Origin of the sequence: Kineococcus sp. NPDC059986 (assembly GCF_040702905.1) — a bacterium.
Classification (GTDB): Bacteria; Actinomycetota; Actinomycetes; order Actinomycetales; family Kineococcaceae; genus Kineococcus.
Genome location: NZ_JBFBND010000003.1, coordinates 45,176 through 69,833 on the forward strand (window position 1 = coordinate 45,176; position 24,658 = coordinate 69,833).

General features: G+C 73.8%; 26 protein-coding genes and 1 pseudogene. 16 read left to right on the forward strand and 11 right to left on the reverse strand.

The features are described 5' to 3' along the window. Positions 1–49 precede the first annotated feature (49 nt). Together AB0637_RS03625 and AB0637_RS03630 are read left to right on the forward strand one after the other, a co-directional pair. Positions 50–1,165 (forward strand): glycerophosphodiester phosphodiesterase family protein, encoded by a 1,116-nt coding sequence (locus AB0637_RS03625; protein WP_366169801.1) that lies wholly within the window; start codon positions 50–52, stop codon positions 1,163–1,165. Between the two features lie 105 nt (positions 1,166–1,270). Then, positions 1,271–1,546 carry a hypothetical protein gene (locus AB0637_RS03630; protein ID WP_366169802.1) on the forward strand — a complete coding sequence of 92 codons (276 nt, stop codon included), beginning with the start codon at positions 1,271–1,273 and terminating at the stop codon, positions 1,544–1,546. A gap of 63 nt (positions 1,547–1,609) precedes the next feature. On the opposite strand, the gene AB0637_RS03635 is transcribed toward AB0637_RS03630, so the two are convergent. The 3 genes from AB0637_RS03635 to AB0637_RS03645 all read right to left on the reverse strand — a co-directional run bounded on the left by AB0637_RS03635 (position 1,610) and on the right by AB0637_RS03645 (position 4,291). Beyond that, the gene (locus AB0637_RS03635) at positions 1,610–2,632 is read right to left on the reverse strand and encodes a cell wall-binding repeat-containing protein (RefSeq protein ID WP_366169803.1); all 1,023 of its coding nucleotides are present in this window, start codon (positions 2,630–2,632) and stop codon (positions 1,610–1,612) included. A gap of 25 nt (positions 2,633–2,657) precedes the next feature. Beyond that, on the reverse strand, positions 2,658–3,584 hold the full coding sequence (locus AB0637_RS03640; RefSeq protein WP_366169804.1) for a ferritin-like domain-containing protein: 927 nt from the start codon (positions 3,582–3,584) through the stop codon (positions 2,658–2,660). Positions 3,585–3,778: 194 nt separating this feature from the next. After that, entirely contained in the window at positions 3,779–4,291 is a 513-nt protein-coding gene (locus AB0637_RS03645; protein WP_366169805.1) for an SSI family serine proteinase inhibitor, read from the reverse strand. A 214-nt stretch (positions 4,292–4,505) separates the two neighbouring features. Here AB0637_RS03645 and AB0637_RS03650 point away from each other — a divergent pair, with 214 nt between their 5' ends. Beyond that, the gene (locus tag AB0637_RS03650; RefSeq protein WP_366169806.1) at positions 4,506–6,569 is read left to right on the forward strand and encodes an AAA family ATPase; all 2,064 of its coding nucleotides are present in this window, start codon (positions 4,506–4,508) and stop codon (positions 6,567–6,569) included. Between the two features lie 8 nt (positions 6,570–6,577). Next, positions 6,578–6,748 (forward strand): GNAT family N-acetyltransferase, encoded by a 171-nt coding sequence (locus AB0637_RS03655; RefSeq protein ID WP_366170038.1) that lies wholly within the window; start codon positions 6,578–6,580, stop codon positions 6,746–6,748. A 15-nt stretch (positions 6,749–6,763) separates the two neighbouring features. On the opposite strand, the gene AB0637_RS03660 is transcribed toward AB0637_RS03655, so the two are convergent. Continuing rightward, the gene (locus AB0637_RS03660; protein ID WP_366169807.1) at positions 6,764–7,714 is read right to left on the reverse strand and encodes a ribose-phosphate pyrophosphokinase; all 951 of its coding nucleotides are present in this window, start codon (positions 7,712–7,714) and stop codon (positions 6,764–6,766) included. Between the two features lie 53 nt (positions 7,715–7,767). Here AB0637_RS03660 and AB0637_RS03665 point away from each other — a divergent pair, with 53 nt between their 5' ends. Next, positions 7,768–8,115, forward strand: coding sequence for a rhodanese-like domain-containing protein (locus AB0637_RS03665; protein WP_366169808.1), 348 nt, complete (start codon positions 7,768–7,770; stop codon positions 8,113–8,115). Between the two features lie 9 nt (positions 8,116–8,124). Here AB0637_RS03665 and AB0637_RS03670 read toward each other — a convergent pair whose 3' ends face one another. Beyond that, complete coding sequence (locus AB0637_RS03670) at positions 8,125–9,075, reverse strand: glucosyl-3-phosphoglycerate synthase (RefSeq protein WP_366169809.1); 951 nt, start codon at positions 9,073–9,075, stop codon at positions 8,125–8,127. A gap of 314 nt (positions 9,076–9,389) precedes the next feature. Between AB0637_RS03670 and AB0637_RS03675 the strand changes: the two genes are divergently transcribed. From AB0637_RS03675 to AB0637_RS03715, 9 genes and pseudogenes are all read left to right on the forward strand, one after another. After that, positions 9,390–9,839, forward strand: a complete 450-nt coding sequence (locus tag AB0637_RS03675) for an ATP-binding protein (RefSeq protein ID WP_366169810.1) — start codon at positions 9,390–9,392, stop codon at positions 9,837–9,839. Between the two features lie 149 nt (positions 9,840–9,988). Further along, positions 9,989–12,169, forward strand: a complete 2,181-nt coding sequence (locus tag AB0637_RS03680; protein WP_366169811.1) for a SpoIIE family protein phosphatase — start codon at positions 9,989–9,991, stop codon at positions 12,167–12,169. A gap of 9 nt (positions 12,170–12,178) precedes the next feature. Next, positions 12,179–12,928 (forward strand): glycosyltransferase, encoded by a 750-nt coding sequence (locus tag AB0637_RS03685; protein WP_366169812.1) that lies wholly within the window; start codon positions 12,179–12,181, stop codon positions 12,926–12,928. A 2-nt stretch (positions 12,929–12,930) separates the two neighbouring features. Continuing rightward, complete coding sequence (locus tag AB0637_RS03690) at positions 12,931–14,373, forward strand: hypothetical protein (protein ID WP_366169813.1); 1,443 nt, start codon at positions 12,931–12,933, stop codon at positions 14,371–14,373. Between the two features lie 243 nt (positions 14,374–14,616). Next, positions 14,617–15,015 (forward strand): helix-turn-helix transcriptional regulator, encoded by a 399-nt coding sequence (locus AB0637_RS03695; RefSeq protein ID WP_366169814.1) that lies wholly within the window; start codon positions 14,617–14,619, stop codon positions 15,013–15,015. A gap of 112 nt (positions 15,016–15,127) precedes the next feature. Beyond that, positions 15,128–16,273: a hypothetical protein gene (locus tag AB0637_RS03700; RefSeq protein ID WP_366169815.1), complete on the forward strand. Its 1,146-nt coding sequence runs from the start codon at positions 15,128–15,130 to the stop codon at positions 16,271–16,273. 175 nt (positions 16,274–16,448) lie between these two features. Then, positions 16,449–16,820, forward strand: a pseudogene (locus AB0637_RS03705) (NUDIX domain-containing protein); the annotation flags it as partial. Positions 16,821–16,906: 86 nt separating this feature from the next. Beyond that, positions 16,907–17,086 carry a hypothetical protein gene (locus AB0637_RS03710; protein WP_366169816.1) on the forward strand — a complete coding sequence of 60 codons (180 nt, stop codon included), beginning with the start codon at positions 16,907–16,909 and terminating at the stop codon, positions 17,084–17,086. 93 nt (positions 17,087–17,179) lie between these two features. Then, positions 17,180–17,650: a VOC family protein gene (locus AB0637_RS03715; protein ID WP_366169817.1), complete on the forward strand. Its 471-nt coding sequence runs from the start codon at positions 17,180–17,182 to the stop codon at positions 17,648–17,650. A 17-nt stretch (positions 17,651–17,667) separates the two neighbouring features. On the opposite strand, the gene AB0637_RS03720 is transcribed toward AB0637_RS03715, so the two are convergent. Continuing rightward, positions 17,668–17,907, reverse strand: coding sequence for a hypothetical protein (locus AB0637_RS03720; RefSeq protein ID WP_366169818.1), 240 nt, complete (start codon positions 17,905–17,907; stop codon positions 17,668–17,670). A gap of 56 nt (positions 17,908–17,963) precedes the next feature. Here AB0637_RS03720 and AB0637_RS03725 point away from each other — a divergent pair, with 56 nt between their 5' ends. Next, a complete protein-coding gene (locus tag AB0637_RS03725; protein ID WP_366169819.1) occupies positions 17,964–18,854 on the forward strand; it encodes a hypothetical protein in 891 nt (296 codons plus the stop codon). Positions 18,855–18,892: 38 nt separating this feature from the next. Here the strand turns inward: AB0637_RS03725 and AB0637_RS03730 are convergent, their stop codons facing one another. From AB0637_RS03730 to AB0637_RS03750, 5 genes are all read right to left on the reverse strand, one after another. Then, on the reverse strand, positions 18,893–19,312 hold the full coding sequence (locus tag AB0637_RS03730; RefSeq protein WP_366169820.1) for a pentapeptide repeat-containing protein: 420 nt from the start codon (positions 19,310–19,312) through the stop codon (positions 18,893–18,895). A gap of 23 nt (positions 19,313–19,335) precedes the next feature. Next, positions 19,336–20,022, reverse strand: a complete 687-nt coding sequence (locus AB0637_RS03735; RefSeq protein WP_366169821.1) for a PAS domain-containing protein — start codon at positions 20,020–20,022, stop codon at positions 19,336–19,338. Between the two features lie 66 nt (positions 20,023–20,088). Continuing rightward, positions 20,089–20,595 carry a hypothetical protein gene (locus tag AB0637_RS03740; RefSeq protein WP_366169822.1) on the reverse strand — a complete coding sequence of 169 codons (507 nt, stop codon included), beginning with the start codon at positions 20,593–20,595 and terminating at the stop codon, positions 20,089–20,091. Positions 20,596–20,601: 6 nt separating this feature from the next. Beyond that, positions 20,602–21,294 carry a TasA family protein gene (locus AB0637_RS03745; RefSeq protein WP_366169823.1) on the reverse strand — a complete coding sequence of 231 codons (693 nt, stop codon included), beginning with the start codon at positions 21,292–21,294 and terminating at the stop codon, positions 20,602–20,604. Further along, on the reverse strand, positions 21,291–21,923 hold the full coding sequence (locus tag AB0637_RS03750; RefSeq protein WP_366169824.1) for a hypothetical protein: 633 nt from the start codon (positions 21,921–21,923) through the stop codon (positions 21,291–21,293). The genes AB0637_RS03745 and AB0637_RS03750 overlap by 4 nt, the downstream gene beginning before the upstream one ends. Before the next feature lie 129 nt (positions 21,924–22,052). Between AB0637_RS03750 and AB0637_RS03755 the strand changes: the two genes are divergently transcribed. Then, on the forward strand, positions 22,053–24,626 hold the full coding sequence (locus AB0637_RS03755; RefSeq protein ID WP_366169825.1) for a DUF3516 domain-containing protein: 2,574 nt from the start codon (positions 22,053–22,055) through the stop codon (positions 24,624–24,626). Positions 24,627–24,658: the final 32 nt, after the last annotated feature.

The following is a 24,658-nucleotide window of genomic DNA, read 5'->3' on the forward strand; positions in this document are numbered from 1 at the left end:
GCTGTGCACCCCCTTGGCGGGGAGGCGCCGGGAGGAGTTCACTGCGCCCGTGAACGAGATCAGCGCCGACCTCCGTCCCTCCCGCCGCACCGTCCTGTCCGCGACCGCCGTCCTCGGCGGTCTCGCGTCGGTGCCCCTCACCGCCGCACCGTCCTCGGCCACCCCGCCGCGCCGACCGGGCCACGGCTGGGCCTCGCCGTTCGTCGTGGGGCACCGCGGCGCGTCGGCCTACCGGCCCGAGCACACCGTCGCGTCGTGGGAACTGGCCGCCCGGCTCGGCGCCGACGTCGTGGAACCCGACCTCGTCCCGACCAAGGACGGCGTGCTCGTCTGCCGGCACGAACCGGAGATCTCCGGCACCACGGACGTCGCGGCCCACCCGGAGTTCGCCGACCGGCGCACGACGAAGACCATCGACGGCGTCGCGTACACCGGGTGGTTCACCGAGGACCTGACCTTCGCGGAACTGCGCACGCTGCGGGCGGTCGAACGGCTGCCGGAACTGCGCCAGCACAACACCGTCCACGACGGGCTCTGGTGCGTCCCGACGTTCGAGGAGGCGCTCGACACCCGGCAGCGGCTGTCGCGCGAGCTCGGCCGGACGATCGGGATCATCCCGGAGATCAAGCACAGCACGTACTTCCGGTCCCTCGGGTTCGACCTCGAGGCCGAGGTCGTCCGGATCCTGCGCGCGCGCCGGCTGAACTCCCCGGCCGCCCCGGTCGTGGTGCAGTCCTTCGAGCTGACGAACCTCGTGCAGCTGCGGACGCGGTACGGGTTGCGGACGCCGACGGTCTTCCTCACGTCCGAGACGGGGGCGCCCGCCGACCTCGTCGCCGCGGGGGACCCCCGCGACTACGCCGACCTGCTCGTCCCGTCCTCGCTGCGCGACCTCGCGCGGCACGTCGACCAGATCGGTCCCTCGCTGGTGCAGGTGAGCGCCGACCTCGTCGACGACGCGCACGCGGCGGGGCTGCAGGTGGTCCCGTACACGCTGCGGCCGGAGAACGACTTCCTGCCCGAGGAGTTCCGCACGGGGGACGACCCGGCCGACTGGGGACGGGTCCTGGACTACGCGGCGCAGTTGCTCGCGACCGGGGTCGACGGGTTCTTCACCGATGCTCCGGACCTCGGGGTCCTCGCCCGGGAGCAGCTCCGGGGCTGAGGTCCTCCCGTGGGATGAGACCCCGGTTCCACCCCGGGCACGACGCGCCGCACCGGCCCACCGGGCGATCCTCGAAGGGTCGGGATCGGGTTCGGGAACTGTGGGGTGGGGGACGTCGTGCTGGTCGGTCTGGTGGGTGTGCTGGTGGGGGTCGTCGGCGTGGTCGGCGCCGTGCTCGTCGTCGTGGCCGCTGCGGCGGGCCGGTTCGCCCGCCAGGGCCGGGAGGACGGGCACCTGCTCGTGGCGCCGCGCGGCGCCCGCTTCGGGGACGCCACGGACCTCGTGCTCGCGAGGGCGCAGGAGGACCTCCGGGGCGCCGAGGTGGTGCGGCTCGACGAACGTCGCCGGCAGCGGGGGACCGCCACCGGCAACGCCGCCTGAGGGTGGGAGCCTGACCCCGCGGCGGAGGAGGTCCTCCGCCGCGGGGCCGCCCTCAGCCCCGGATCACTGCACCAGGGCGGTGGCGGCGTCGGCCGTCGCCTGCGGGACCGACGGCAGTCCGCCGAAGATCCACCCGGTGCCCGAGGTGGTGTAGTTCGCCTTCTTGGCCGTCAGGTACGCCGACGTGCTGGCGCCCAGGGAACCGTCGAAGTCGGTGAACAGCAGGGGGACACCCTGGCTGCCCGCCACCGGGGCCGCGGCCAGGGCGTCCGCCGCGGTCGCGTCGGTCCCGCCCACGAGCGCCACGCTCTGGCTGTCGAAGTTCTCGTTGGCGATGGCGTCGTCGGCGATCTTCGACGCCGTCTCCTGGCGGTTGGCGCCGGCGATGCGTTCGGTGCCGCCGGCCTGGCTGTAGACGGCGTCCGAGACCGACGTGGAGCTGCCCAGGACGACCCGGTTGGTCGTGCCGAGCTTCGTCAGCGCGTCCTTGGTGGCGGTCGGGAGCGACCCGGACTCCGTCAGCAGGATCGGGTAGTTCCGGGCCCACGCGACGGGCCCGGCGGCCAGGGCGTCGGCCGTGCTGGTGCCGCTGGCGATGAACACCTGCTCGGGGGCGTCGCCGGAGTCGTCGGCCTCGGCGACGAGCGCCGCGGTCGCGTACCGGTCGGCACCGGCGAGGCGGTGGACGGTCTTGCCCGCCGCCTTCCACGCGTCCTCCTGGGCCTGCGACACGCGGTTCGTGCCGCCGACGATCCAGACGTCGTCCGCGCCGAGGCGGGTGATCTCGGCCGCCGTGACGGCCGGGACGGCGTTGGTGTCGGTGTAGAGGATGGGCGCGGACTTCAGGCCGGCCAGGTACGAGGCCGTGAGGCCGTCGACGGTGGCGTACCCGTTGACGATCACGACGTCGGTGGCCGACCCGTCGACGGGTTCGAGCAGCTTGGACGCGGCGACGGCCGTGGCGAAGCGGTCGGACCCCGAGATGCGGTCGCTGAACTTGAAACCGGTGGCGGCCTGCGCGGGGAGCGCGGAGCCGAGACCGACGAGCAGGGCGACACCGGCAGCGGTGGCGAGGGTCTTCTTCATCGTGTTCTCCTGTTTTCCGCGCGGGTCAGCTGGTGGCGATCTCGCCGTTGAGGCCGGCGGGGTAGAACCCGCCCTTGGTGACCCCGGTACCCGGCGTGAGGTACACGATGTTGAGGACTTCCTGGGGGGACCGGCTGAACGCGATGCTGTTGGCGTCGGTCGGGACGAGGTTCGCGCGGCCACCGGAACCGACGGTGATGCCCTGGTCCTTGTCCGAACCCGCGCCGTCGAGGGCGTCGCGGGCGTCGGAGATGAGGTTCGTGGGAGCGCTCAACCCGTTCTCGTAGAGCAGGGTGCGCACGATGCCGGAGTGGTAGGCCTCGACGGCGAGGATGCCGGCCGCGGCCTCGAGGTAGGCGGGGGTGGTGATGAGCGGGGCGGCACCCTTGTACGCGGTGACCCCGACGTCCTCGAAGAGGAACGCGCCGAGCAGGAAGAACGCCTCGGAGGAGAACGGGTCGAACGTTTCACCCTGCTTGATGACACCGGCCGCGACGGCTGCCCCGGTGAAGGAGTCCTGCAGGTTGATGGCCGGACGCGAGACGGCGGCCGACCCGAGGGCGGTGCGCAGGAACTTCACGTGGTTGATCTCGTCGTTGGCGATCTCCTCGGCGTAGTACCGCATCGCCTTGGACTTGAAGGGGACGCGGTGCCCGCCGGTGACCCCGCCCTGCGTGCCGGTGCCCGTGGCGAGGGCGTCGGCGAGGCCGTGGCCGTAGGCGGCGTAGCAGTAGAACTCTGCTTCGAGGTACTCGAGGTTCAAGGCGAAGTTGAGGACGCTGCCCTCGCTGGGGGTCGCCGCCGAGGCGGACTCGGCCGTGGAGGCCCCCACGAGCCCGGCACCAACGGCGCCGGCGGACAGCAGGCCCATGCCGCGCAGGAAGTTCCTGCGGTCGGCGGGGGTCTCGGAACTGCGGGTGATCATGTCGACGAGGAGGGTCTTCTTGAACATGGGCAGCCTTTGAGGTCTGGGCGCCAAGGGTTCGACGCCGGTGCTCGACGCGGCAGGTGTCACGTCGTCGTGATCGGACGCCCGGTGTTCGGAGCGGTCGGCCCCCTGGATGGGGCGAGATCGCAATTCTTCGGACGAACCGTGATCAGCCTGCCCTGCCGATCACGATCCGTCTACTCAGCGTGGTTGGGTGGTCACACAGCGCCGCGAGACCTCGTCGTCACCGGGGTGCCCGGCTGCAGCAGGGGCGCGATCCGGTCCCACCGGGCGATCTCACAGCCGTTGTTGCGCGCGAAACGGGCGTCGACCCCTTCCCCGCGCCAGGTGCCCGTCACCGTCGCGGTCTGGGCGCCGCCGTAGACCTGCGTGCACGCCATGTCCTTGGGCACGGGACCCCACGGGGCCTTCGCTGCGGCGATCGCGGTGCAGGCGTTCGGGCCGTCGGGGTGGTCGCCGCCCGCGACACCGTCGGCGGTGCACGTGAGGGTCCAGGTGGTCGTGGCGCCGGTGCCGTCGTCGACGACGACCGTGAGCTCGTCGCCGGCGGTCGCCTGGGCGCTCCCGGACGGGGTGCTCGTGGGGCTGGTGCTGGTCACCGGTGCTCCTGCCTGCTGGTCACCGCAGGCGCCGAGCAGGCCGAGCCCCACCACCGCGAGGGCGGTGGCGCCGGTGCGGGCGCTGCGCTGGACGGTCCTGCGTACGGTCACGGGACTACGACGCCCGCGCCCCCGCGACGGTTCCCGTCGGATCGTCCCGAACGGGGTGACAGGGCGAGGCCTGCCGGGATACGGTGTGCATTTCGCTCGATCGGGTTCCACTCGACGTCACCACGGACATCGTCCCGCGGTGGGCCTCGTGATCGCAACGTTGTTGTCGTGCAGCGGTTCCGGCAGAATCAACGGTCGATCCGATGGAGGAACCGTGTCCGAGCACGCCCCGGACGAGGTGCTGGCCGCTGAGCAGCGGCACCTCGACCACGCCCGCGCCGAACTCGCCCGCATGCGGGCCCACACCCTGTCCCTCGTCGACTCCCTCGCCCCCGGCCACGCCGGCGACGCCGGCGCCGACGAGGCCCTCGGCTGGACGCTGCACCGCCGCGCCGCCAGCCTCGTCGACGACCCGTCCACCACGCTGTTCTTCGGCCGCACCGACCACGACGACGGCCAGTCCCTGCACATCGGCCGCCGGCACGTCACCGACTCCGCCGGCGACCCCGTCGTCATCGACTGGCGGGCCGACGTCTCCCGCGGGTTCTACCGCGCGACGCGTGACGACCGGGCCGGGCTGCGCCTGCGCCGCCGGTTCGGGGTCGAGCAGGGCCGGCTGACGGCCTACGAGGACGAGCACCTCACCGACGAGGACGAGGTGGACTCGTCCTCGCAGATCCTGGCCCGGGAGATCGAACGCCCCCGGTCCGGCCCGATGCGCGACATCGTCGCCACCATCCAGCCCGAGCAGGACGCCCTCGTGCGCGCCGACGCGCAGACGACGGTGTGCGTGCAGGGCGCCCCCGGGACCGGGAAGACGGCGGTGGGTCTGCACCGCGCCGCGTGGCTGCTCTACGCGCACCGGGAACGGCTCACCCGCCAGGGCGTCCTCGTCATCGGGCCGAACCGCGCGTTCCTGCAGCACATCTCCGCCGTCCTGCCCGCGCTCGGCGAGGTCGAGGTCGAGCAGCGCACGGTCGACGAACTCCTGACGGTGGCCGGGGAGGGGCGCAAGGAGGTGCGTGTCCGCGGCACCGAACCCGCCGTCGTCGCCACCCTCAAGGGCGACGGGCGGATGGCCGAGGTCGTCCGCCGCGCGGTGTGGTCGGCCGTCGGCGAGCCGGCGCAGGTGCTGGAGTCCGGGGCCGTCGTCGTCACCCGGGGTTCCCGCCGCTGGCGCGTGCCCGGGTACCTCGTCCGGGACCTGCTCACCGAGCTCACGACCCGGGGGATCCGGTACGAGGCGGCCCGCAACCTGTTGCCGCAGCGCCTGGCCCACGCGGTCCTGCAACTGCTGGAGGCCGCCGGGGACTCACCGGACGACGTCGTGCAGGACGCCGTGGCCCGCAGCGCCGAGGTCCGGCGCGCGGTCAAGGCGCTCATGCCCGTGCAGGACCCGGCCAAGGTGCTGCACCGGCTCCTGTCCGACGCGGAGTTCCTGCGCTCCTGCTCCGAGGACGTCCTCACCGATCCCGAACGCGACCTCCTGCGCTGGCCCGTCCCGCCGCGCGCGGCGGGTTCGGCGAAGTGGACGCCCGCCGACGCCGTCCTCCTCGACGAGGTCCGGGACCAGTTGCAGCGCACGCCGTCGCGCGCCCACGTCGTCCTCGACGAGGCGCAGGACCTGTCGGCCATGCAGTTGCGGGCCGTGGGGCGGCGGTGCAGCACGGGGGCCGCGACGGTCCTGGGGGACATCGCCCAGGGCACCACCCCGTGGTCGGCGCGCAGCTGGGACGACGTCCTGGTCCACCTCGGCAAACCCGACGGGGACCTCGAGGTGCTCGACCGGGGGTTCCGCGTCCCGTCGGCCGTCATCGACTACGCGGCCCGGCTGCTGCCGCGGATCGCCCCGGAACTCACCGTCCCGAGGTCCGTGCGCACCGACCCCGGTCTGCTGGAGGTGCTCCGGGTCGAGGACCCCGTCGTCGCCGCGGCCCGGACGGCCCGTGGGCTCGCCGACCTCGAGGGCTCCGTGGGGGTCGTCGTGGCGGCTGCCGCGGTCGAGGACGTGGCCCGGGAACTGACCGCGCAGGGCGTGCAGTTCTCCCGGCTCGACGACCCGGACCCCGAGCAGCAACGGGTCTCCCTCGTGCCCGCCCAGCTCGTCAAGGGTCTGGAGTTCGACCGCGTCGTCGTCGTGGAACCCGCGGCCGTGGTGGCCGGGGAGCCCGACGAGCGGACGGGGTTGCGGCGGCTCTACGTCAGCCTGACGCGGGCGGTGACCGAGATGGTCGTGCTGCACCGCGAGGACCTGCCCGCCGAACTCGCCGGGGTCTGAGGGCCGTCATCGACCTCGTCGTCCTGCCCCGGGTGCGACGTCACGGCGTCGGGCGCGCACTCGTGCAGGCGGCCCGGCACGCGACCCCGACCCGGATCGGCCTCCGGGTCGACGACGCGGCCGTCGAGGCGCGTGCGCTGTACCTCTCCCTCGGGTTCAGACCTCTCGCCCAGGGGTGACCACCCACCCTGGGGTCAGTGCTCGAACAACGCGCTGACCGATTCCCCCTCGTGGATGCGCGTGATGGCGGCGGCGAGCGCCGGCGCCACGGAGATGACGGACAACCCCTCGCGCGGTCCGCCGCGCAGGGGCACCGTGTCGGTGCAGACGACCTCGTCGATGTCGGGGTGGGCGATCAGCCGGTCCAGGGCGTCCCCGGCGAAGATCCCGTGGGTGCAGACGACGCGGATGCTGCGGGCCTTCAGCTCCGTCAGGCGGTCGGTGAGTTCGAAGACCGTGCTGCCCTTGGCGATCTCGTCGTCGAGCACGATGACGTCCTTGCCGGTGACGTCGCCGATGACGTTGGCGATGACGACCCGGTCGTCGGGGAAGCGCTGCTTGGCGCCCGTCGCGATGCCGCAGCCCAGCATCCGGGCGAAGGCCGCGGCGGGTTTGGCGTTGCCGAGGTCGGGGGAGACGACGACGGCGTTGGACAGGTCCTCGCCCTCGAAGTGCGTCGCGAGCTGGGTGAGGGCGTGCAGGTGGTCGACGGGGACCCGGAAGAACCCGTGGACCTGCGGGGAGTGCAGCGTCATGACGAGGACGTGGTCGGCGCCGGCCGTCTCCAGCAGGTCGGCGACGAGGCGGCCCCCGATCGAGATGCGACCGGTGTCCTTCTTGTCCGACCGTGCGTAGGAGTAGTGCGGGACGACGGCCGTCACACGCGCCGCGGACGCGTGCTTGGCCGCGTCGAGCATGAGCAGCAGCTCGACGAGCGCCTCCTGCACCGGCGGGACGAGCGGCTGGACGACGTAGACGTCCCGCTGGCGGCAGTTGGCCTGCAGCTGGACCTCGATGCAGTCGTTGGAGAAGCGGCTGACGCGGGTGGGGGACAGCTCCACCCCCATCTCCGCGGCGACCGCGGCGGCGAGCTCGGGGTGGGCGGATCCGCTGAACACGGCGATCTCTCGCGGGGTGGCTGGCACGGGGCGCCACGCTAGCGGGACGCCGGCCGCGGCCGGGCCGTACGCTCGGCGCCATGAGCGAGTCCCGGACCTTCGACGTCGACGGCGTGCCCACCACCGCGGTCACCGACCTGCCCCAGGACGCGACGATCATCGATGTGCGCGAGGACGACGAGTGGGCCGCGGGCCACGCCCCGACGGCCCTGCACATCCCGATGGGCCAGGTCCCGCAGCGGCTGTCCGAGCTGCCGGAGGGTCAGCTGAACGTCGTGTGCCGTTCCGGTGGCCGGTCGCGCCGCACGGCGGAGTGGTTGCAGCGCAACGGCTACGACGTGGTCAACGTCGACGGCGGCATGTCCGCCTGGGCCGAGGCCGGTCGCGAGATGGTCTCCGAGAGCGGTCAGGAGCCGTTCGTCCGCTGACCCCGGCGGTCAGGACACCTTCGCGGGACGGTCGCGGTAGCCCTCGACCGTCAGCATCGGGGGACGCTCCTCGAGCGCCAGCACGTGCGTCACGGGGGCGTAGTGCCCGTACCCGTCCCGGGCGAACTGGGTGATCGACGGCGGCCGGCCGAGCTCGGCCCCCGCGGCGCGCTGGTGCACGACGTGGGTGATCTCGGCCGCCATCCGCCCCAGGGCCGCGGTGTCCTGGTGGCTGTGACCGCGCCGGCCGAGGTCGACCTGGGCGATGGCGGAGAGCCCCCGCAGCTCCAGGGTGTCGATGAGCATGGCGATCTCGACGCCGTAGCCGCCGACGAAGGGGATGGCCTCGAGCAGCCGGCGGCGGCCCGCGTACTCCCCGGCGAGCGGCTGCACGACCCCGGCGAGGTCGGGGTAGAAGCGGCTGATGAGGGGCCGCGCGACGAGTTCGGTGACCCGGCCGCCCGACGTGCTGCCGGCGCCCTCGAGGGGTCGGTCGTAGCAGCCCTTGACGAGCTCGACGCCGGGGTCGGTGAGCAGGGGGCCGAGCAGTCCCGTGACGAGCTGGGGCTGGGGGTCGACGAGGTCGCTGTCGACGAAGACGACGACGTCGCCGGTCGTGACGGCGAGCGACTTCCACAGCACCTCGCCCTTGCCGGGGCGCGACCCCGTCTCGGGGAGGACGTCGTCGCGGTGGTGGACGACGGCGCCGGCGGCCTCGGCGATCCGCGCGGTGCCGTCGGTGGACCCGGAGTCCATGACGACGATCTCGTCGACGAGCCCGGTGGCGTCCGCGAGGCGGCGGACCATGGTGACGACACCGCCGACCGTGGCCTCCTCGTCGAGCGCGGGGAGGACGACGCTGACCCGGGTGCCGGCCTTCTGGCGGCGCAGCCGCTCCAGGGGCCAGTCCCGTGCTCGGGACGTGGACCTGCCGAACCAGGCCTGCACGGGCAGCTTCACTCGGTCCTCCGGTCCTGCGTCGTCGACGTCGGCGCGCGGCGTGGCCCGGTCCGTCGTCCGGTTCGCTCGCTCGTTCCCGGTCACCGTGGCACGCGGGACGCGCGCAGGACCACAGCGGGAGAGAGAGTTCACGCCCGTGCAACACGGGGCCGGTCCCGCCCCCGCCCACGTTTCGTGCACGTTGCCGCCGCTTGTCCGGCAGGTTCCGCGGCCGGTCGGGTGAGTCCGGCGCGCAGGCAGGTTTGACCCCGGCGAGGCCGGGGTACCCAACGTCCGGCCGATCCGCAGGGGGTCCGCACGAGGAGTGGAGGAACATGCCGACGGGAGCACGGCCGGTGCCGGCCACCCACTGGGCGACCTTCGCCCACGACGCGGCGTCCGTCCCCCGGGCGCGGCACGTGGTGCGCATGGTGCTCGACGGGGCCGGTCTGGACGAGATGACGACGGCCGAGATCGAGATCGTGCTGTCGGAGATCGTCGGCAACGCCATCCGTCACGCCCGGCCCCTGGTGGACGGCGAGATCCACGTCCAGTGCGAGGTCGTGCCCGACGCCTCCCCGCACGTGGAGATCTCCGTCACCGACGGCGGTTCGCCGGGGTCGGTGGTCTCCCAGCGCACGGCGGGCGACTCCGACACGGGCGGGCGCGGTCTGTTCATCGTGGACGGGCTCGCCCACGAGTGGGGCGTCGTGGAGGACCTCGACAACCTCTCCCGCACGGTCTGGGCGTCCTTCGGGGGGCCGACGCGGCACCACCCCCACTGACCACCGGCCCGGTCCTGACCGACCAGGACGCCTCACCCGTTCAGTCGCCCGGGTCTGCCGAGGCCCACCACAGCGCGCGTCCGGTCGGATACGGTCTGTCCACGGATCCGCACGGTGCGGAACCGTGGAACCCGGCGGGAGGCGGCAGCGTGGACTCGCCCACGGCGCCCCCGCCGCTGGAACTGCTGCACCGCACCGCGGCCGAACTGGCGGCCGCCCTCGACGTGCGCGACGCCGTCACCTCGGTCCTGCACGCGGGCCGGGACGTCGTGGGCACCAACACCTGCGGCGTGGCCCTCCTCGACGACAGCGGTCGCCTGCTGGTGCCCTCCCTCCCGCGGGACGGAGGTGCCCTGGTCGGGCTCGGCACGGGACTGCCCGTCCCGCTCGACTCCGCCACCCCCAGCGCCGAGGCGGCCCGCACCCTGCGGCCCGTGCTGCTCCGCAACCGGGTCGAGCTCGCCGCCCGCTTCGGCGAGGGACCGGGCCGCGGGCTGAACGCCACGGTCCTCGCCCTCGGTGAGCACTCCTGGGCCATGTACCCCCTCGTCGCCCGCGGCCGGCTGGTCGGCGTCCTGCGCTTCGGGATGCTGCGCGAGGGGTCGCTGGACGCCGAGGAGCAGCTCTTCGCCGCCACCCTCGCCGACCAGTGCGCGCTCGCCGTCGAGCGCGCGCGGCTGCTCGAGGACGCCCGGCACGCCGCCCACCGCTACCGCACCCTGGCCGAGGTCGGCTCGCTCGACGTCTTCACCGCCCGGCCCGGACAGGGCATGACGAGCGACCTTCCGGGCTGGCGGGCGCTGACGGGGCGCGTCGACGTGAGGGGTCGCGCCTGGCAGGCCGACGTGCACCCCGACGACCTGCCCGAGGTGCTCGACCGCTTCTACGCCTCCGTGCGCGAGCGCTCCACGGCGCGCTTCCGGTTCCGCGTCCGGGGGCTGCGGGGCTGGCGCACGATCGCCGCCGTCGCGGTGCCCGTGCTGGCCGACCCCACCGACGCGACGTCCGAGATCGTGGAGTGGGTCGGCTCCCTCGACGACGTCACCGAGCGGACCCGCACCCGCCGGCAGACGCAGACCCTGCACGCCCTCACCGCCGCGCTGGCGGCCGCGGGGGGTTACGAGCAGGTCCTCGACGCGGTGCTGCGCGCCTGCCTCGACGGGGCCGGTGCGACGCGTGCGATCCTCACCGTCGCCGAGGGTCACGGTGAGCCCGGGCTCGTCGCGCACCGGATGGGGCGGGACCGCCGGCGCACCCGCACGCAGCTGCCGGACATGCGGCGCGAGGAGGTGACGGCGTTCGCGGGCGAGCGCGGCACGTTCCCCGCCGGTGCGGAGGGGATCGCGTCGGTGCCCCCGCAGGTCCGACCGTACTTCGAGGCCGGGGCCGGGGCGGGGGAGACGTCGTGGGCCGTGCTGCCACTGGCCGCGCGGACCCGTCGCCTCGGCACGCTCGTCCTCGCGTTCTCCGCCGGGGACGACCCCGCCGAGCAGACAGCCGACGGCCGCGAGGACGAGGACCGCGAGTTCCTCCTCACCTTCGCCCGGCAGGCCGCGACCGCCGTGGAGCGCATGCAGCTGCTGGAGCAGCAGCGCAGCACGGCCACCGTGCTCGCCGAGGCCCTGCGCCCCGGCCCGCTGCCCGCGGTGGACTGGCTCGTGACGCACCGGGTCGCGCAGACGAGCGCCGGTGTCGAGGTCGGCGGCGACTGGGCCGAGCTCATCCCGCTGCCGCCCGGGGCCCACCCCGACGAGCAGGACCGCGTCGCCGTCGTGCTCGGGGACGTCATGGGACGGGGGGCCCGCGCGGCCACCGTCATGGGGGAGGTCCGCACCCAGGTCCGCACGCTCGCCCACGTCGACCCGCACCCGACCGCGGTCCTGCGCGGGCTCGACGCGCTCGCCCGCGCCGGCGGCGGGGACGACCTCGTGACGATCTTCTACGGCGTCCTGGGCCGGGACGGCCGGTTGCTCGCCGCCAGCGCCGGGCACCTGCCGCCGCTGACGTGCAGCACGGGGCCGCACTACCTCGACGTGCCCCCGGGGGTCCCCGTCGGTGTCGAGGGCGACCCCCGCACCGAGGTCGTCGACGTGCAGCTGGACCCGGGCAGCGCCCTCGTCGTCTTCTCCGACGGTCTCGTCGAGACGCGCACCCGCTCCCTCGAGGAGGGTCTGGCGCAGGTGCTGGAGCACTTCCGTGAGACCGCGCGCGGGACGCCCGCCGAGATCGTGGGGACGCTCGTCGACCGCATGGTCGGCGACGGTGACGGGAGCGGCGGTGGGGGAGGCGTGGACGACGACGTCACGGTCCTCGCGGTGCGCCTGCGCTAGCGTCGCCGCGTGCCTGCGCTGCAACCGTCCTCGACCGTCGCGGTCGTCGTCCCGGCCAAGGACGAGCAGGAGCGGATCGCGGCGACCGTGCGTGCGGTCGCGGCCCTGCCCGTCGTCGACGTCGTGGTGGTCGTGGACGACGGGTCCACCGACCTGACGTCGAAGGTCGCGCGCGACGCCGGGGCCGTGGTCGTCGCCCACCACCGCAACCGGGGCAAGGCCGCCGCGCTGCAGACGGGGGCGCGCGCCGTCGCGGACTGGGAACGCACCCGACCCCGAGCGGGCGTGCGGCCCCGGCCGCTGCTGTTCGTCGACGCCGACCTCGCCGACAGCGCCGTCGCCGTCGCCCCCCTGACCCTGCCCGTCCTGGCCGGTGAGGCGGACATGACGATCGCCGTCCTGCCCCGGCAGGCGACCGCCGGCGGCGGCCACGGGTTCGTCGTCGGGCTGTCCCGGCGCGGCACGGTCGCGGCCACCGGGTGGTCCCCGGAGCAGCCCCTGTCGGGCATGCGCTGCCTGACCCGCGCGGCGTTCGAGGCGGCGCTGCCCCTCGCGCCCGGCTGGGGCGTCGAGACGGCCTTGACGATCGACCTGCTGCGCGCCGGGTTCCGCGTCCGTGAGGTGCCCTGCGACCTGCAGCACCGCGTGTCCGGCAGGGACCTGCGCAGCCAGCTGCACCGGGCCGCGCAGTTCCGCGACGTCGCCCGTGCCCTGGGCCGCCGCCGTGCGCAGGACGTCCTGCGTCGCCTGACCCGCTGACCGTGACCTCCGCCTCCCCGGCGGCCGCGGAGCGGCGACCGGTCCGCTGGGCCGTCACCGGAACCGTCGTCTGCCTGCTGACCTGGCTCGTCGTCGCGGTGCTCGGGCCCTCGGCCGCGGTGCCGGACCTGGGGGCCGGTCCGCTGCCGTTCGACCTGGGCCTGCACCCCTCCTCGGCGACCGTCAGCGTCCTCATGGCCCTCTCCGTCCTCGCGGGGGGCGCCGGGCTGGCCGGCGGGGCGCTGGCCGTGGCGCGCGGGTGGCAACCGCGGCGCTTCCTCCTGCTGGCCGGCGTCGGGGCGGTGCTGCTGGTCCTCGTCCCGCCGGTGGGGTCGGCCGACCACCTCAGCTACGCCGCCTACGGGCGCATCGCCGCCCTCGGTGGCGACCCCTACAGCCAGCCGCCCGACGCCTTCGCCGGGGGGACCGATCCCGTCGTCTCCGCCGTGCGCGACCCCTGGCGGTCGACGACGTCGGTGTACGGACCGGTCGGTGGTCTCCTCATGGCGATGTGCTCGCTGGTGGGCGGCGACTCCGTGCGGGCGACGGTCTGGGCCTGGCAGCTCCTGCTGCTGCTCGCGTGGGCCGTCGCCGCCGTCGTCGGCCACCGCGTGCTGCGCGACCCCGGGCACCGGGCCTGGTTCGCCGTCCTGTCGACCGCGAACCCGCTCCTGCTCACCGTCGCGCTCGGCGGGGCGCACGCCGACGTCCTCGCCGGCGCCGCGGCCGTCGTGGCGCTGCTGCTCGCCCACCGGGTGCCGGTGGCGGCCGGGCTGGCGCTCGCCGTCGCCGTCGGGACCAAGCTGCCCTACGGTGTCGTGGCGCTGGGGATCGTCGTGGCCGCCGTCGCCGCCCGGCGCCTCACGGCGGGCTGGCTGCTGCGCGGGGTGGTGCCCGCGCTCGTCGTGCTCGTCCCCGCGCACCTGTGGGCCGGTGCCCACGTCTACGACCAGACGCGGACGGCGAGCCGGTACGTGTCCCTGGCCACGGTGTGGCGGCCCCTCGTCGAGGCCGGGGTGCCGCGGGGGGTGCTGCTGCCGGGGACCGCGCTCGTCGTCCTCGTCGTCGCCGTCCTGTGGTGGCCCGTGCTGGTCCGGGGCGGGCAGCTGGAACGGGCCGCCGGTGCGAGCGCCGTCGTCGCCGCCGGGTACCTGCTGGGCGCCGCGTACGAGTTGCCCTGGTACGACCTCCTGCTGTGGGGGCCGCTGGCGCTCGCGGTCGGGACGGCCCTCCCCGCGGCGCGGTGGCTCGTCGGGGTGCTGGCGGCGCGGCTGACCCTGCTCGGGCTGTCCTACGTGCCCGGTCTCGTCGACGGCATGAGCCCCGCCGTCCAAGCCGTGACGCTCGGTTACCGCCGGGAGGTCGGGCCGTGGGTGGCGTGGGCGGCCCTCGTCGCGGTCGTGGTGCTCGGTGCCTGGCGGCGACGCTCAGTCGCGTCCACGTGACTGTGTGGCATCCTCGAGTGAGGGCTCAACCAGTACCCGCGCGTCGGGGGTGGCTCCGGGCTCGTGTGGGGATGATGGCCTGACAACACCGGGTGATGCCCGGTCTTGAACGGTTCATCCGGTCGGGTGGTGTTCTAGTGGAACGGTCAAGAACCTCTAGCAACACCCCGAACCACGTACGGAGAGCGGGACACCGGTCTCGCACTGAACGCGTCGAGCAGAGGTTGAGAGGTCAGAGCGCACATGGAGCACAACGTGGCGGTCGTGGACGGCAATCGGGTCCAGGTCCCCAACGACTGGTGGGGTGACGTCCTGCGCACCGTCTCCGACGGCGACCGCCGGATGATCGTCGAGGACGCCGCCGGCAACCGCTTCGTGCTCGTGTCCGAGGCGCGCTACCGCGCGCTGGAAGAGGCCGAGCGCGGCCAGGCCCCCTCCCGCCCGGGTGTCAGCCTCACGGCCCGCGAGCAGGAGATCCTGCAGATGATCGCCGACGGCTGCCCCGGCTCCGTCGTCGCCGAGCGCCTGGGCCTGGCCCCCAACACGGTGGCCCAGCACCTGGCCTCCGTCCGCCGCAAGTACGGCGTGCGCTCCTCCGCCGCAGCCGCTGCGGTGGCCCGCCAGGACGGGCTCATCTCCTGAGCTGACCCAGCACTGCGAGGCCCCCGGAGCGCGCTCCGGGGGCCTTCGTCGTGTGGGCCGCCCCCGGCAGGGGCCAGGCGGCGGCGGGGGCGCGCACCCTACGGTGGCGGACGTGCCCGACGGAGCTGCGCGACTGTGGTGGCTGTACGGCCCGCCCTGTGCCGGGAAGTCGTCGGCGGCCTGGCACCTGCACGAGCACCTGCTCACCGGTCCGCGCGCGCACGTCGACGTCGACCAGGTCGGCATGAGCTACCCCGAGCGTTCCGACGACCCGGGCCGGCACGTCCTCAAGACCCGTGCGGCCGGCGCGCTCGTGCGGCGGCTGGCGTCCGTGGGGGCGCGGACCGTCGTCGTCTCCGGTGTCCTGGACCCGCGGTCGCTGCACGCGCTCCGCACGCAGGAGACCCCGGGGATCGCCGTGACCTCCTGCCGGCTGCGCGTCGGGGAGCAGGAGCTGGCACGCCGGCTGCGCGCCCGCTACGACCCGGCGGACGTGGAGCGGGCCCTCGAGGAGGCCCGGGCGGCGGACGCGCGGGCGGACGGCAACCCGGTGCTCGACGCCGGGGCGGACGGGCCCGCCGAGGTCGCCCGGCGGGTCCGGCAGCTCCTGGAGTCCGCGGACGCGACCGTGGGCACGGGGCCCGCTCCGGCCGCGCCCTTCGTCGAGGGCCCCGCCGTCGCCGTGCTCGTCTGCGGGACCACCGCCGTCGGCACGTCCACCGCGGGGTTCGCGCTCTTCTCGGCGCTGCTCGACCGGGAGCGGCCCAGCAGCTTCCTGGACCTCGCCCAGCTCAGCCTGTGGCGCGACCTGCCCGCTCCCGTGGACGACCCGGACGGGTCCCGGCTCACGGCCGCGTGCGTCGCCGACGTGTGGCGTCAGCACCGCGCGGCCGGGGCACGGACGCTCGTGCTCGTCGGGCACGTGGCGACACCGGCCGACGTCCGGCACCTCCGCGCCGCCCTGGGGGACGTGCCGCTCCTGGTGTGCCGGGTGCGCGCCGGGCGGTCCGCGCTGCTCGCGCGGATCCGCGAACGGACCCTCGGCCTCGGCCCGGCCCTCGCCGGGGACACCCTCGTCGGGCTGGACGCGGACGGGGTGCGCGACGTCCTGGACCGGGCCCTCGCGTCGCAGCAGCAGCTCGACGCGGCCGAGGTCGCGGACGTCGTGCTCGACACCGACGACCTCGACGCAGCGGCGACGGCGGAGCGGCTCCTCGCGGCGGTGGACCGCAGGGTCGAGTGGGCGGGCCCGTCGTGACGTTCAGCGTCAGGGTCCGCCGGCTGCCCAGAGGTGTGTCGAGGTGAACCCCCTCGAGGGGTACGCGCGACGGACGGCACGGGTGATCGTGCTGGACGCCCGACGCCGGGTCCTCCTGCTCCGGGTCCGGAACGTCCCGGCCGACGCGACGACGTGAGTCGAGTGGTGGACGCCCGGCGGTGGGCTCGAGACCGGTGAAACCCCCGAGCAGGCCGCGGTCCGCGAACTGCACGAGGAGGTCGGCCTCGTCGTCGTTCCGGAGGACCTGCACCTCGTGGCCACCACCAGCGGCCACGCTGCCGCGGACTGGATCCGAGGTCTGGTCCGCGACGACTTCTTCCTGCTGACCGTCGACCACCACGAAGTGGACCCCTCACGGCAGACGGCGCGTGAGCGGAAGGCCCTGGTCGGGTTCCGCTGGTGGCACGTCGCGGACCTGCAACGGAGCGGGGAGAGGGTGCACCCACCCTCGCTACCGGAACTGCTGCTGCGTCTGGTCGACGGGGTGAGGCCTGATCCCGTCGTCCACCTGCCGTGGGTGTGGTGACCCCACCGTTCCCGTGAGGTGCGGAGCTCGACGGGTCGTGATCGCAGGGGCTGGCGGGTCAGTTGCCCCAGGACTACTGTCGCCAGGTGATCTGGATGGCGGTCGGCGTCGTGCTGGTGGTCGTGCTCGTCCTGGCCTGGAGGTGGGACGTCACCGTGCGGCTGTACCGCTCGGGCCAGGGCAGCGGCGAACGGGCCGCCGTCGCGCGGGAACTCAGCCGGCAGATCGACAACGGCCGCGCCGGAGGTCAGGGTTTCATCCCCTGAGGGTTTGCTGCCCGAGGTTGACCACCGTCCCGCCGCCAGGGGGCACTTCCCGGGAGAAGTGCCGGTTCCACGAACCTCGTCGACACTGGCGACATGCACCGTTCCGGTCCGGTCACCGACGTCGCGCACGCCGGCATGACGGTTCCCGACCTCGATGACGCCCTCGCCCTGTGGTGCGACGATCTCGGGTTCACGCTCGAACGTTCGTTCACGCTCGACGAAACCGTCACGCAGGGCACCACAGGCGTTCGGGGATCGACGATCCGCGCGGCGACGGTGACCCTGAACGGTCATCGCATCGAGCTCCTGCAGTACAGCCCACCGCACCCGCGCACCGGGTCGAGCGACCCTGCCCGAACCGGCGCCGTCCACATCGCCCTCGTCGTCGACGACCTCGAGGCGGCCGTCACCTCCTGTGAGCGGCACGGCTGGCGCACCGTCGGACCTCCGCACCTGATGAGCACCGGTGCGCGTGCGGGGACGAGGATCACCTACCTCGAGGGTCCACAGGGAGGGCTCATCGAACTCATCGCGCCGCCGGTGATCCTCCACGAATCCGACTGACCGCTCCTGGGGAAGGCTCAGGGGCCGTCGTGGCCGTGCGGTTCCCGTGCGGCGTTGCGCCGGTGGCGTTCCTCGCTGATCCGGAGCACCAGCAGGCCCAGCGCGCTCAGGGCCTGGAGCGCACCGAAGAACCCGCGGACGTGGTCGCCTTCGCGCCACCCCAGGACGGCCTGCAGGACACCGACGGGGAAGACGATGCTCCAGCAGACCGTGGCCAGACGGCGACGGTTCCGGGACACCGGTTGAGACGCGGTCACAGCCTCAGCCTCCCCGCACTCGCTGGGTGCGCGCTGGACCGGACAGGATGGGGCCCGTGCTCCTGACCGTCGACCGCGACAGCGTCGCCATGGGCGACGACGCCGTCTCCCACCGCCGGACCGTGGAGGTTCCCGACGACGCGACCGTCGTGGAACTGCTGCGGCTGGCACCTCCGGACCTCGCAGCCCCCGACACGTGGACGTGGGTCTGCCACTGGAACGGCGTCCCGTTCGCCGTCCACTCCTCCGGCCGCGGCACCCGGGTCTGGGACGAGCGGTACCGCACCGTGGCCGACCTGCCGACCGGACCGGGGGAACCGGAACTGTTCCACGCCTACTGGACGCAGGTGGACTCGGACTGGTTGCTCGAACGCCTGCGTGCCGGTGAACCCCTCGACCGGCGGACGCTGGAGGCGCAGTGGGCGCCGATCGCCGCCGTCCGCCGCGAACGGGAACTGCGCGAGCGGGAACGGTCGGTCGCCGCCCGGCTGCTCGACGCCGAGACGGTCGCCGCGCTGGAACGGTTCGGCGCGGTCGTCGACCTGCACACGGACACCGTCTGCCGGTTCGTCGTCGGTGACGGGCGGTGGGTCGCCCGCCGCATCGACAGCATGACGTTGGTCGACGACCCGCGGGGGCGCCGGGGGAGCCTGCGGCCCGTGGCGGTCGCCCAGGTCTGGCTCGTCGCCGCCCTCGCGCGGGAGCGGGAGGGGTACGAGGCGTTCACCGAACCCCTCGTGCCCTCGGAGGTCCGTGCCTCGCCCGGACTCTGGTCGGTCACCCGCACGGTCGAGGCTCGCCAGGAACTCGGGCAGCAGCAGCGCGTCGAGGACGTCGAGTGGTTCCGGAAGGTGCTGGGGCGCAGCGTCGGTGACGTCGTCGCGGCGTACGGGAAGCCGCCTGTTCCGGCGGCACCGCGTCGTCGGTGGTGGCGGTTCGGACGCTGACCCGCCGGCCCGACGGGGGCGTGGGGGGACACCGCGCCTCACGGCAGGACGGTGCCGGGATCGAGGGTGGCCCCGACCAGCGCGTCCGGGTCGAGTCGCGCCCCCGTCAGGACGGTGCGCCCACTGTCGTCGCCGGTGTTCACCGCGGAGAACCGTGCCCCGGACAGATCGGCGCCGCGGAGATCGGCGTCCGTCAGGTCACAGCCCGCGAACGAAGCTCCCCGCAGCGACGCACCCCGGAGGTCGACGGTGCGCAGGCTGCAGAACTTCAGGTGCCATCCGTGTGCCGTGGCTTGCCGGAGGTCCGCGCCGTCGAAGCAGCACCGGTCGAACCACACCAACCCGGGGGTGCCGATCGACGTCAAGTCCTGGCCGGCGAAGGACACGCCACGCAGCGTCCGTCCGTAGCGCGCGAGGGCAAGCAGCTGCCGGTCTCCGCGGGCCAGCTCGGCGGGCACCCGTCTGTTCCCCGCTGGCGCGCTCACGGGCTCGGCATCGTGAAGCCGACCACCTGCTCCGTGTCGCCGTCCTCCCCGGTGAGGGCGTGCCCGACGGTGCTCAGCCACCGCACCGCACCGTCGGGCTGGACCACCCGGAAGCGCAGGCTCAACGAGGACGCCTTGGCGAAGGCCTCCCGCGTGGTCTTGGAGACGCGCTCCTGGTCCTCGGGGTGGACGTGCCGCAGCGTCTCCTCCCAGGACAGGCGGTGCTGGCGGGCGGGGAACCCGAGCAGGCCGCTGACCCGTTCGTCGAGGTCCACGACCTGGGGGGACGTGTGCATGGCGAACGCGCCCGAGGGGGTCTGGGGCAGCCCCCGCGTCGCCGTCCAGGCGCGGAAGGCGACGGGGTCGACGGTGGCGGCCGCGAGGTCGATGCGCGCGCGGACGACCGCCGGCAGGTCCGGGAGCACCGCCTGCCCGAGGGGGCTGGTCAGCAGCAGCCGCACGAGGACGTGGAAGGGGACGGCGTCTGCCTGGACGAGGAGGCCGAGCTGGCGGCCGTGGTCGTCGTCGAGGGCGAGGCTGTCGACCAGCGACGTCATCTCGGGATCCGGGCCGGGAGGCGGTTCGTCACCCCACAGGTCGCGCAGGTCGGAGCGCACCTGCTCCGCCCGTCGCCGGACGTGGTGCTCGCGCGACAGGCTGTCGTCGTCGCTGATCGGACCCACCCCCGTTGGACGCTCTCACCCTGCGCACAGGATGGACTAGAGAGCGCTCTCGCACCACGGTGAACGTCACGAGTTCACCGTGCGCGCAGCCGGGGGTGCGGTGACCGCGGACATCGTGCCGCCGACCACGACGAGCCCACTGGTCTTGAGGTACCAGCTCTGCCCCGGGTCGGGCGGTGCGGGCGACCCGTTCGCGGTGAAGACCGCGCTGGTCCACGTGAGCTGCCGGGAGCACGTCCCGCCGCTCCACGGGTCGAGGCAGATCTGCACGTTGCCGAGGAGGGTCAGTCCGGCGCGGCCGGTGAGCGTCATCGTGCCGGGGACGACGTTCCCGAGGTTCGTCAGCGTGAGGTAGGCGGGGATGCCCACAGCCGAGGTGAACGTGGCCGGTGGACCGGGGGTCGTGGCCGGCGACGTCCCGGAGACGACGACGACCGCCCAGTTGGCCGCGGTCACGAGCTGAGCGGGCGTGTTCTGCGCGCGGGCGGACGAGGCCGCCGACGCCGGCGCGGCGGCGAGCAGGGCCAGCACCGCGCCGGCGGCGGCCGCCCACCGTCGGCGGGTGGCGGCCACGACGGGTCAGTTGTTGAAGACCGGGACGGCCGCGCGCTGGTCCATGGTGAAGGTCCACCGCAGCGAGGACGACAGCCCCTGGATCGTCCCGACCGGGACGACGCCGTTGGTCGAGATCTCGGTGTTGCTCGCCGGCAGCCCCAGGGAGACCTTGTAGAACTGCGTACCGCCCGAGGCGAAGGTGGGGGCGAGGGTCTGGGCGGTGGCCTTGAAGGTCGCGGCGGGCTGGGCGACCGCGGCTCCGGTCGTGCCGCCGCACGCCGGTGTCCCGGTGGTGGTCCACGTCCAGGCCGCCGTGCACGACTGGACGGTGACCTGCAGCCCCTTGACCGCGTCGCTGGTCAGGGCGGTCACGGCCGCCTGGTCCGACAGGGCCAGGGTGAGGTTGGCGCCGTCGAGCGTCCCGGTGTTGGCGACCTGGACGAAGCGCGTCACGACGTCCCCGGGGGCGAGCTTGTCGACGATCTGGGAGAAGCCGGCGCTGGTGCCCGTGGAACCGAGGGTCATGAGCAGGGTGCCGCTGGTGACCTGCTCGGCGGTGCCGTTGTACGCCTCCGCCTTGAGCAGCGCGTAGACGCCGCTGGACGTGATGGCGATGCCCGCGACCGCGGTGGCCGCGATGCCGGCGACGGTCTTCAGGACACCGGCGTGACGGGTGCCCCGGGCCGCGGCCGAACCGGCGGTCTGCTTCTTGCTCATCGGATCTCCTCGGTCAGGGGGACGTCGTGGGTCGTACCGGTGCGGTCCTGCCGTTCGCGGCAGTGGTCGCAGGAGCAGTCGCGCAGGCGGACGACCTGGCGGCGGACCGCCCACGCGGTCAGCCCCACGCCGGCGAGCGCGACGACAAGGGCGGCCGGGAACGGGTTGGCGTGCAGGGAGCGGACGCCGGCGGTGACGGCGGGCGGGACGGGCGGGGTCGTCCCGATGACGACGGGCACGGGAGCCTCCGCGTCGACCGCCGTCCACATGTCCGGGGTGGCGTTGGCGTCACCGCGGGTGAGGACGCGGACGGTGCCGCGCTCGGGCAGGACCTGGACGATCCGGTGCGCGCGGGTGGTGCCGTCGGCGAACGACAGCAGCGGCACCTGACCGGCGCGCAGCGAGAGCGCGTCCCGGTCGACGGTGACCACGTGGTCGCCGGCGGAGAAGCTGGGCTGCATCGAGTTCGACAGGACCGCGTGCAGCGTCAGGCCGGTGACGAGGTGCACGCACACGAGAGCGGTGGCGAGCACCAGCAGACCGACCTGGACGGTCGACAGCAGCGCCCGACCGAGCGGCTGCAGCGTGCGCCGGGCGGAGGCCCGCGGAACGACGGGGACGACGACCACGGGACCACCTCCATGACTAGAAGACTTCTAGAAGCACTGTGGTGGTCGGCCGGAGCGGACGGGGCCTTGAGGGCCCGAGGTTCGTGCGTTCGGGTGACACGCGTCCCCCGGTGGGAGCATGGGGGGGCCATGACCTCGTCGACATCCGTCTCCGCGCCCACGCTCCCCGACCTCCTGCCCTCCGCCGCCGACGGCGCCGCCGACCCCGACGCGGTGCTCGCGGCCTTCACCGAGTGGGTCACGGGGCGCGGCATCACGCTCTACCCCGCGCAGGAGGAGGCCCTGCTCGAGGTGGTCTCCGGGTCCAACGTCGTCCTCGCCACCCCGACGGGGTCCGGCAAGTCCCTCGTCGCCGCGGGGGCCCACGCCGCGGCGCTCGCGGAGGGCATCCGGTCCTTCTACACGGCCCCGCTCAAGGCCCTCGTCAGCGAGAAGTTCTTCTCGCTCATCGAGGTGTTCGGCGCACAGAACGTCGGGATGATGACGGGGGACGCGTCGGTGAACCCGGGCGCGCCCATCGTCTGCTGCACGGCCGAGGTCCTGGCCAACCTCGCCCTGCGCTCGGGCGCCTTCGCCGACGTCGGCCAGGTCGTCATGGACGAGTTCCACTTCTACGCCGACCCCGACCGCGGGTGGGCCTGGCAGGTCCCGCTGGTCGAACTGCCCCAGGCGCAGTTCCTCCTCATGTCCGCGACCCTCGGCGACGTCACCGCGCTGCGCGACGACCTCAGCCGCCGCACCGGCCGATCGACCGCGCTCGTCACGTCCGTCGAGCGACCCGTCCCGCTGCACTACTCCTACGCGACGACGCCGCTGCAGGAGACGGTCGAGGAACTGCTGCACACCGACCGCGCCCCCGTCTACGTCGTGCACGCCACCCAGGCCGCCGCCGTCGAGCAGGCGCAGGCCCTCACGAGCGCGAAGATCGCGACCCGCGAGCAGCGCGATGCGATCGCCGAGGCCATCGGCGCGTTCCGGTTCGCCGCGGGGTTCGGCAAGGTCCTCTCGCGCCTGCTGCGGATGGGCGTCGGCGTCCACCACGCCGGGATGCTGCCGAAGTACCGCCGGCTCGTGGAGACCCTCGCGCAGGCCGGGCTGCTCAAGGTCATCTGCGGCACCGACACCCTCGGCGTCGGGATCAACGTCCCCATCCGCACCGTGCTCTTCGGCGGCCTGACCAAGTTCGACGGCCGCCGCAACCGGCACTACCGGGTCCGGGAGTTCCACCAGATCGCCGGCCGTGCCGGGCGTGCCGGGTTCGACACCGCCGGGACCGTCGTCGTGCAGGCACCCGAGCACGAGGTCGAGAACGCGCGCCGCGTCGCCAAGGCGGGCGACGACCCGAAGAAGCAGAAGCGCGTCCAGCGGGTCAAGGCGCCCGAGGGTTTCATCTCCTGGTCCCAGCAGACGATGGACAAGCTCGTCACGGGTGAACCCGAGCAGCTCACCTCGCACTTCCGCGTGACGACGTCGATGTTGCTCAACGTCCTGCAGCGCCCCGGGAACCCCGTGGAGGCCATGCGCCACCTGCTGCTGGACAACCACGAACCCCGCAAGAACCAGCTCAAGCACGTGCGCCGCGCGGTCGAGCTGTTCCGGGCGCTGCTCGACGCGGGCATCGTGGAGACGCTCCCCGAACCGCTGCCCGACGGCCGGCAGGTGCGGCTCGTCGGCGACCTGCAGCTCGACTTCGCCCTCAACCAGCCGTTGTCGCCGTTCGCGCTCGCCGTCGTCGACGACCTGCTGGACCCGGCGTCCCTCACGTACGCGCTCGACGTCGTCTCCGTCATCGAGTCGACGCTCGACGAGCCCATGAAGGTGCTGCTCGCCCAGCGGTCCAAGGCCAAGGGCGAGGCCGTGCAGCGCATGAAGGCCGACGGCATCGAGTACGAGGAGCGCATGGAACTCCTCGAGGACGTCGAGTGGCCGCAACCGCTGGCCGAGGAGCTGCGCGCCGCGTACGAGACGTACCGCAGCGGGAACCCGTGGGTCGGCGACTACGAGGTGCGGCCCAAGTCCGTCGTGCGCGACATGTACGAGCGGGCCATGACGTTCGGCGACTTCGTCCAGTACTACCAGCTCGCCCGCTCCGAGGGTCTCGTGCTGCGCTACCTCTCGGACGCCTACAAGGCGCTGAAGCAGACCGTCCCGGACGACGCGCGCACCGAGGAACTCATCGACCTCGTCGAGTGGCTCGGGGAAGTGGTGCGGCAGACCGACTCCTCGCTTCTCGCCGAGTGGGAGGCGCTGCGCGACGGCGTCGACCCCGCCGACGTCGAGAACGTCGTCGCGCCGCAGGAGGAGGAGACCCCGCCCGTCACCGCGAACACCCGCGCGTTCCGCGTCCTCGTGCGCAACGCGGTGTTCCGGTTCGTCGAACTCTGCGCCCTCGACCGTCCCGCCGCCCTCGCCGCGCTCGAGGGGTCCCCCGACGAGGACACGTGGGCCGACCAGCTCGACGCGTACTACGAGGAGCACGAGACGATCGGGACCGGTCCCGACGCCCGCGGCCCGCACCTGCTGCAGGTCGACGACGGGTCGGGCCCCGAACCCAAGGGGTCGCCGCGGAACTGGTACGTGCGCCAGGTGCTCGAGGACCCGGCGGGCGACCGCGACTGGGGGATCGTCGCCGAGGTGGACCTCGACGCCTCCGACGAGGCCGGCACCGCCGTCCTGCGCGTCGCGGGCCTCCTCCGCCTCTGACCCACCCGCCCCTCACCCTGCGTCACCGCGGG

Coding starts and splice junctions, on each gene's coding strand:
- AB0637_RS03635 (WP_366169803.1), bottom strand. CDS start 2,632: ATGAAGAAGACCCTCGCCACCGCTGCCGGTGTCGCCCTGCTCGTCGGT.
- AB0637_RS03640 (WP_366169804.1), bottom strand. CDS start 3,584: ATGTTCAAGAAGACCCTCCTCGTCGACATGATCACCCGCAGTTCCGAG.
- AB0637_RS03665 (WP_366169808.1), top strand. CDS start 7,768: ATGAGCGAGTCCCGGACCTTCGACGTCGACGGCGTGCCCACCACCGCG.
- AB0637_RS03675 (WP_366169810.1), top strand. CDS start 9,390: ATGCCGACGGGAGCACGGCCGGTGCCGGCCACCCACTGGGCGACCTTC.
- AB0637_RS03695 (WP_366169814.1), top strand. CDS start 14,617: ATGGAGCACAACGTGGCGGTCGTGGACGGCAATCGGGTCCAGGTCCCC.
- AB0637_RS03715 (WP_366169817.1), top strand. CDS start 17,180: ATGCACCGTTCCGGTCCGGTCACCGACGTCGCGCACGCCGGCATGACG.
- AB0637_RS03745 (WP_366169823.1), bottom strand. CDS start 21,294: ATGAGCAAGAAGCAGACCGCCGGTTCGGCCGCGGCCCGGGGCACCCGT.
- AB0637_RS03755 (WP_366169825.1), top strand. CDS start 22,053: ATGACCTCGTCGACATCCGTCTCCGCGCCCACGCTCCCCGACCTCCTG.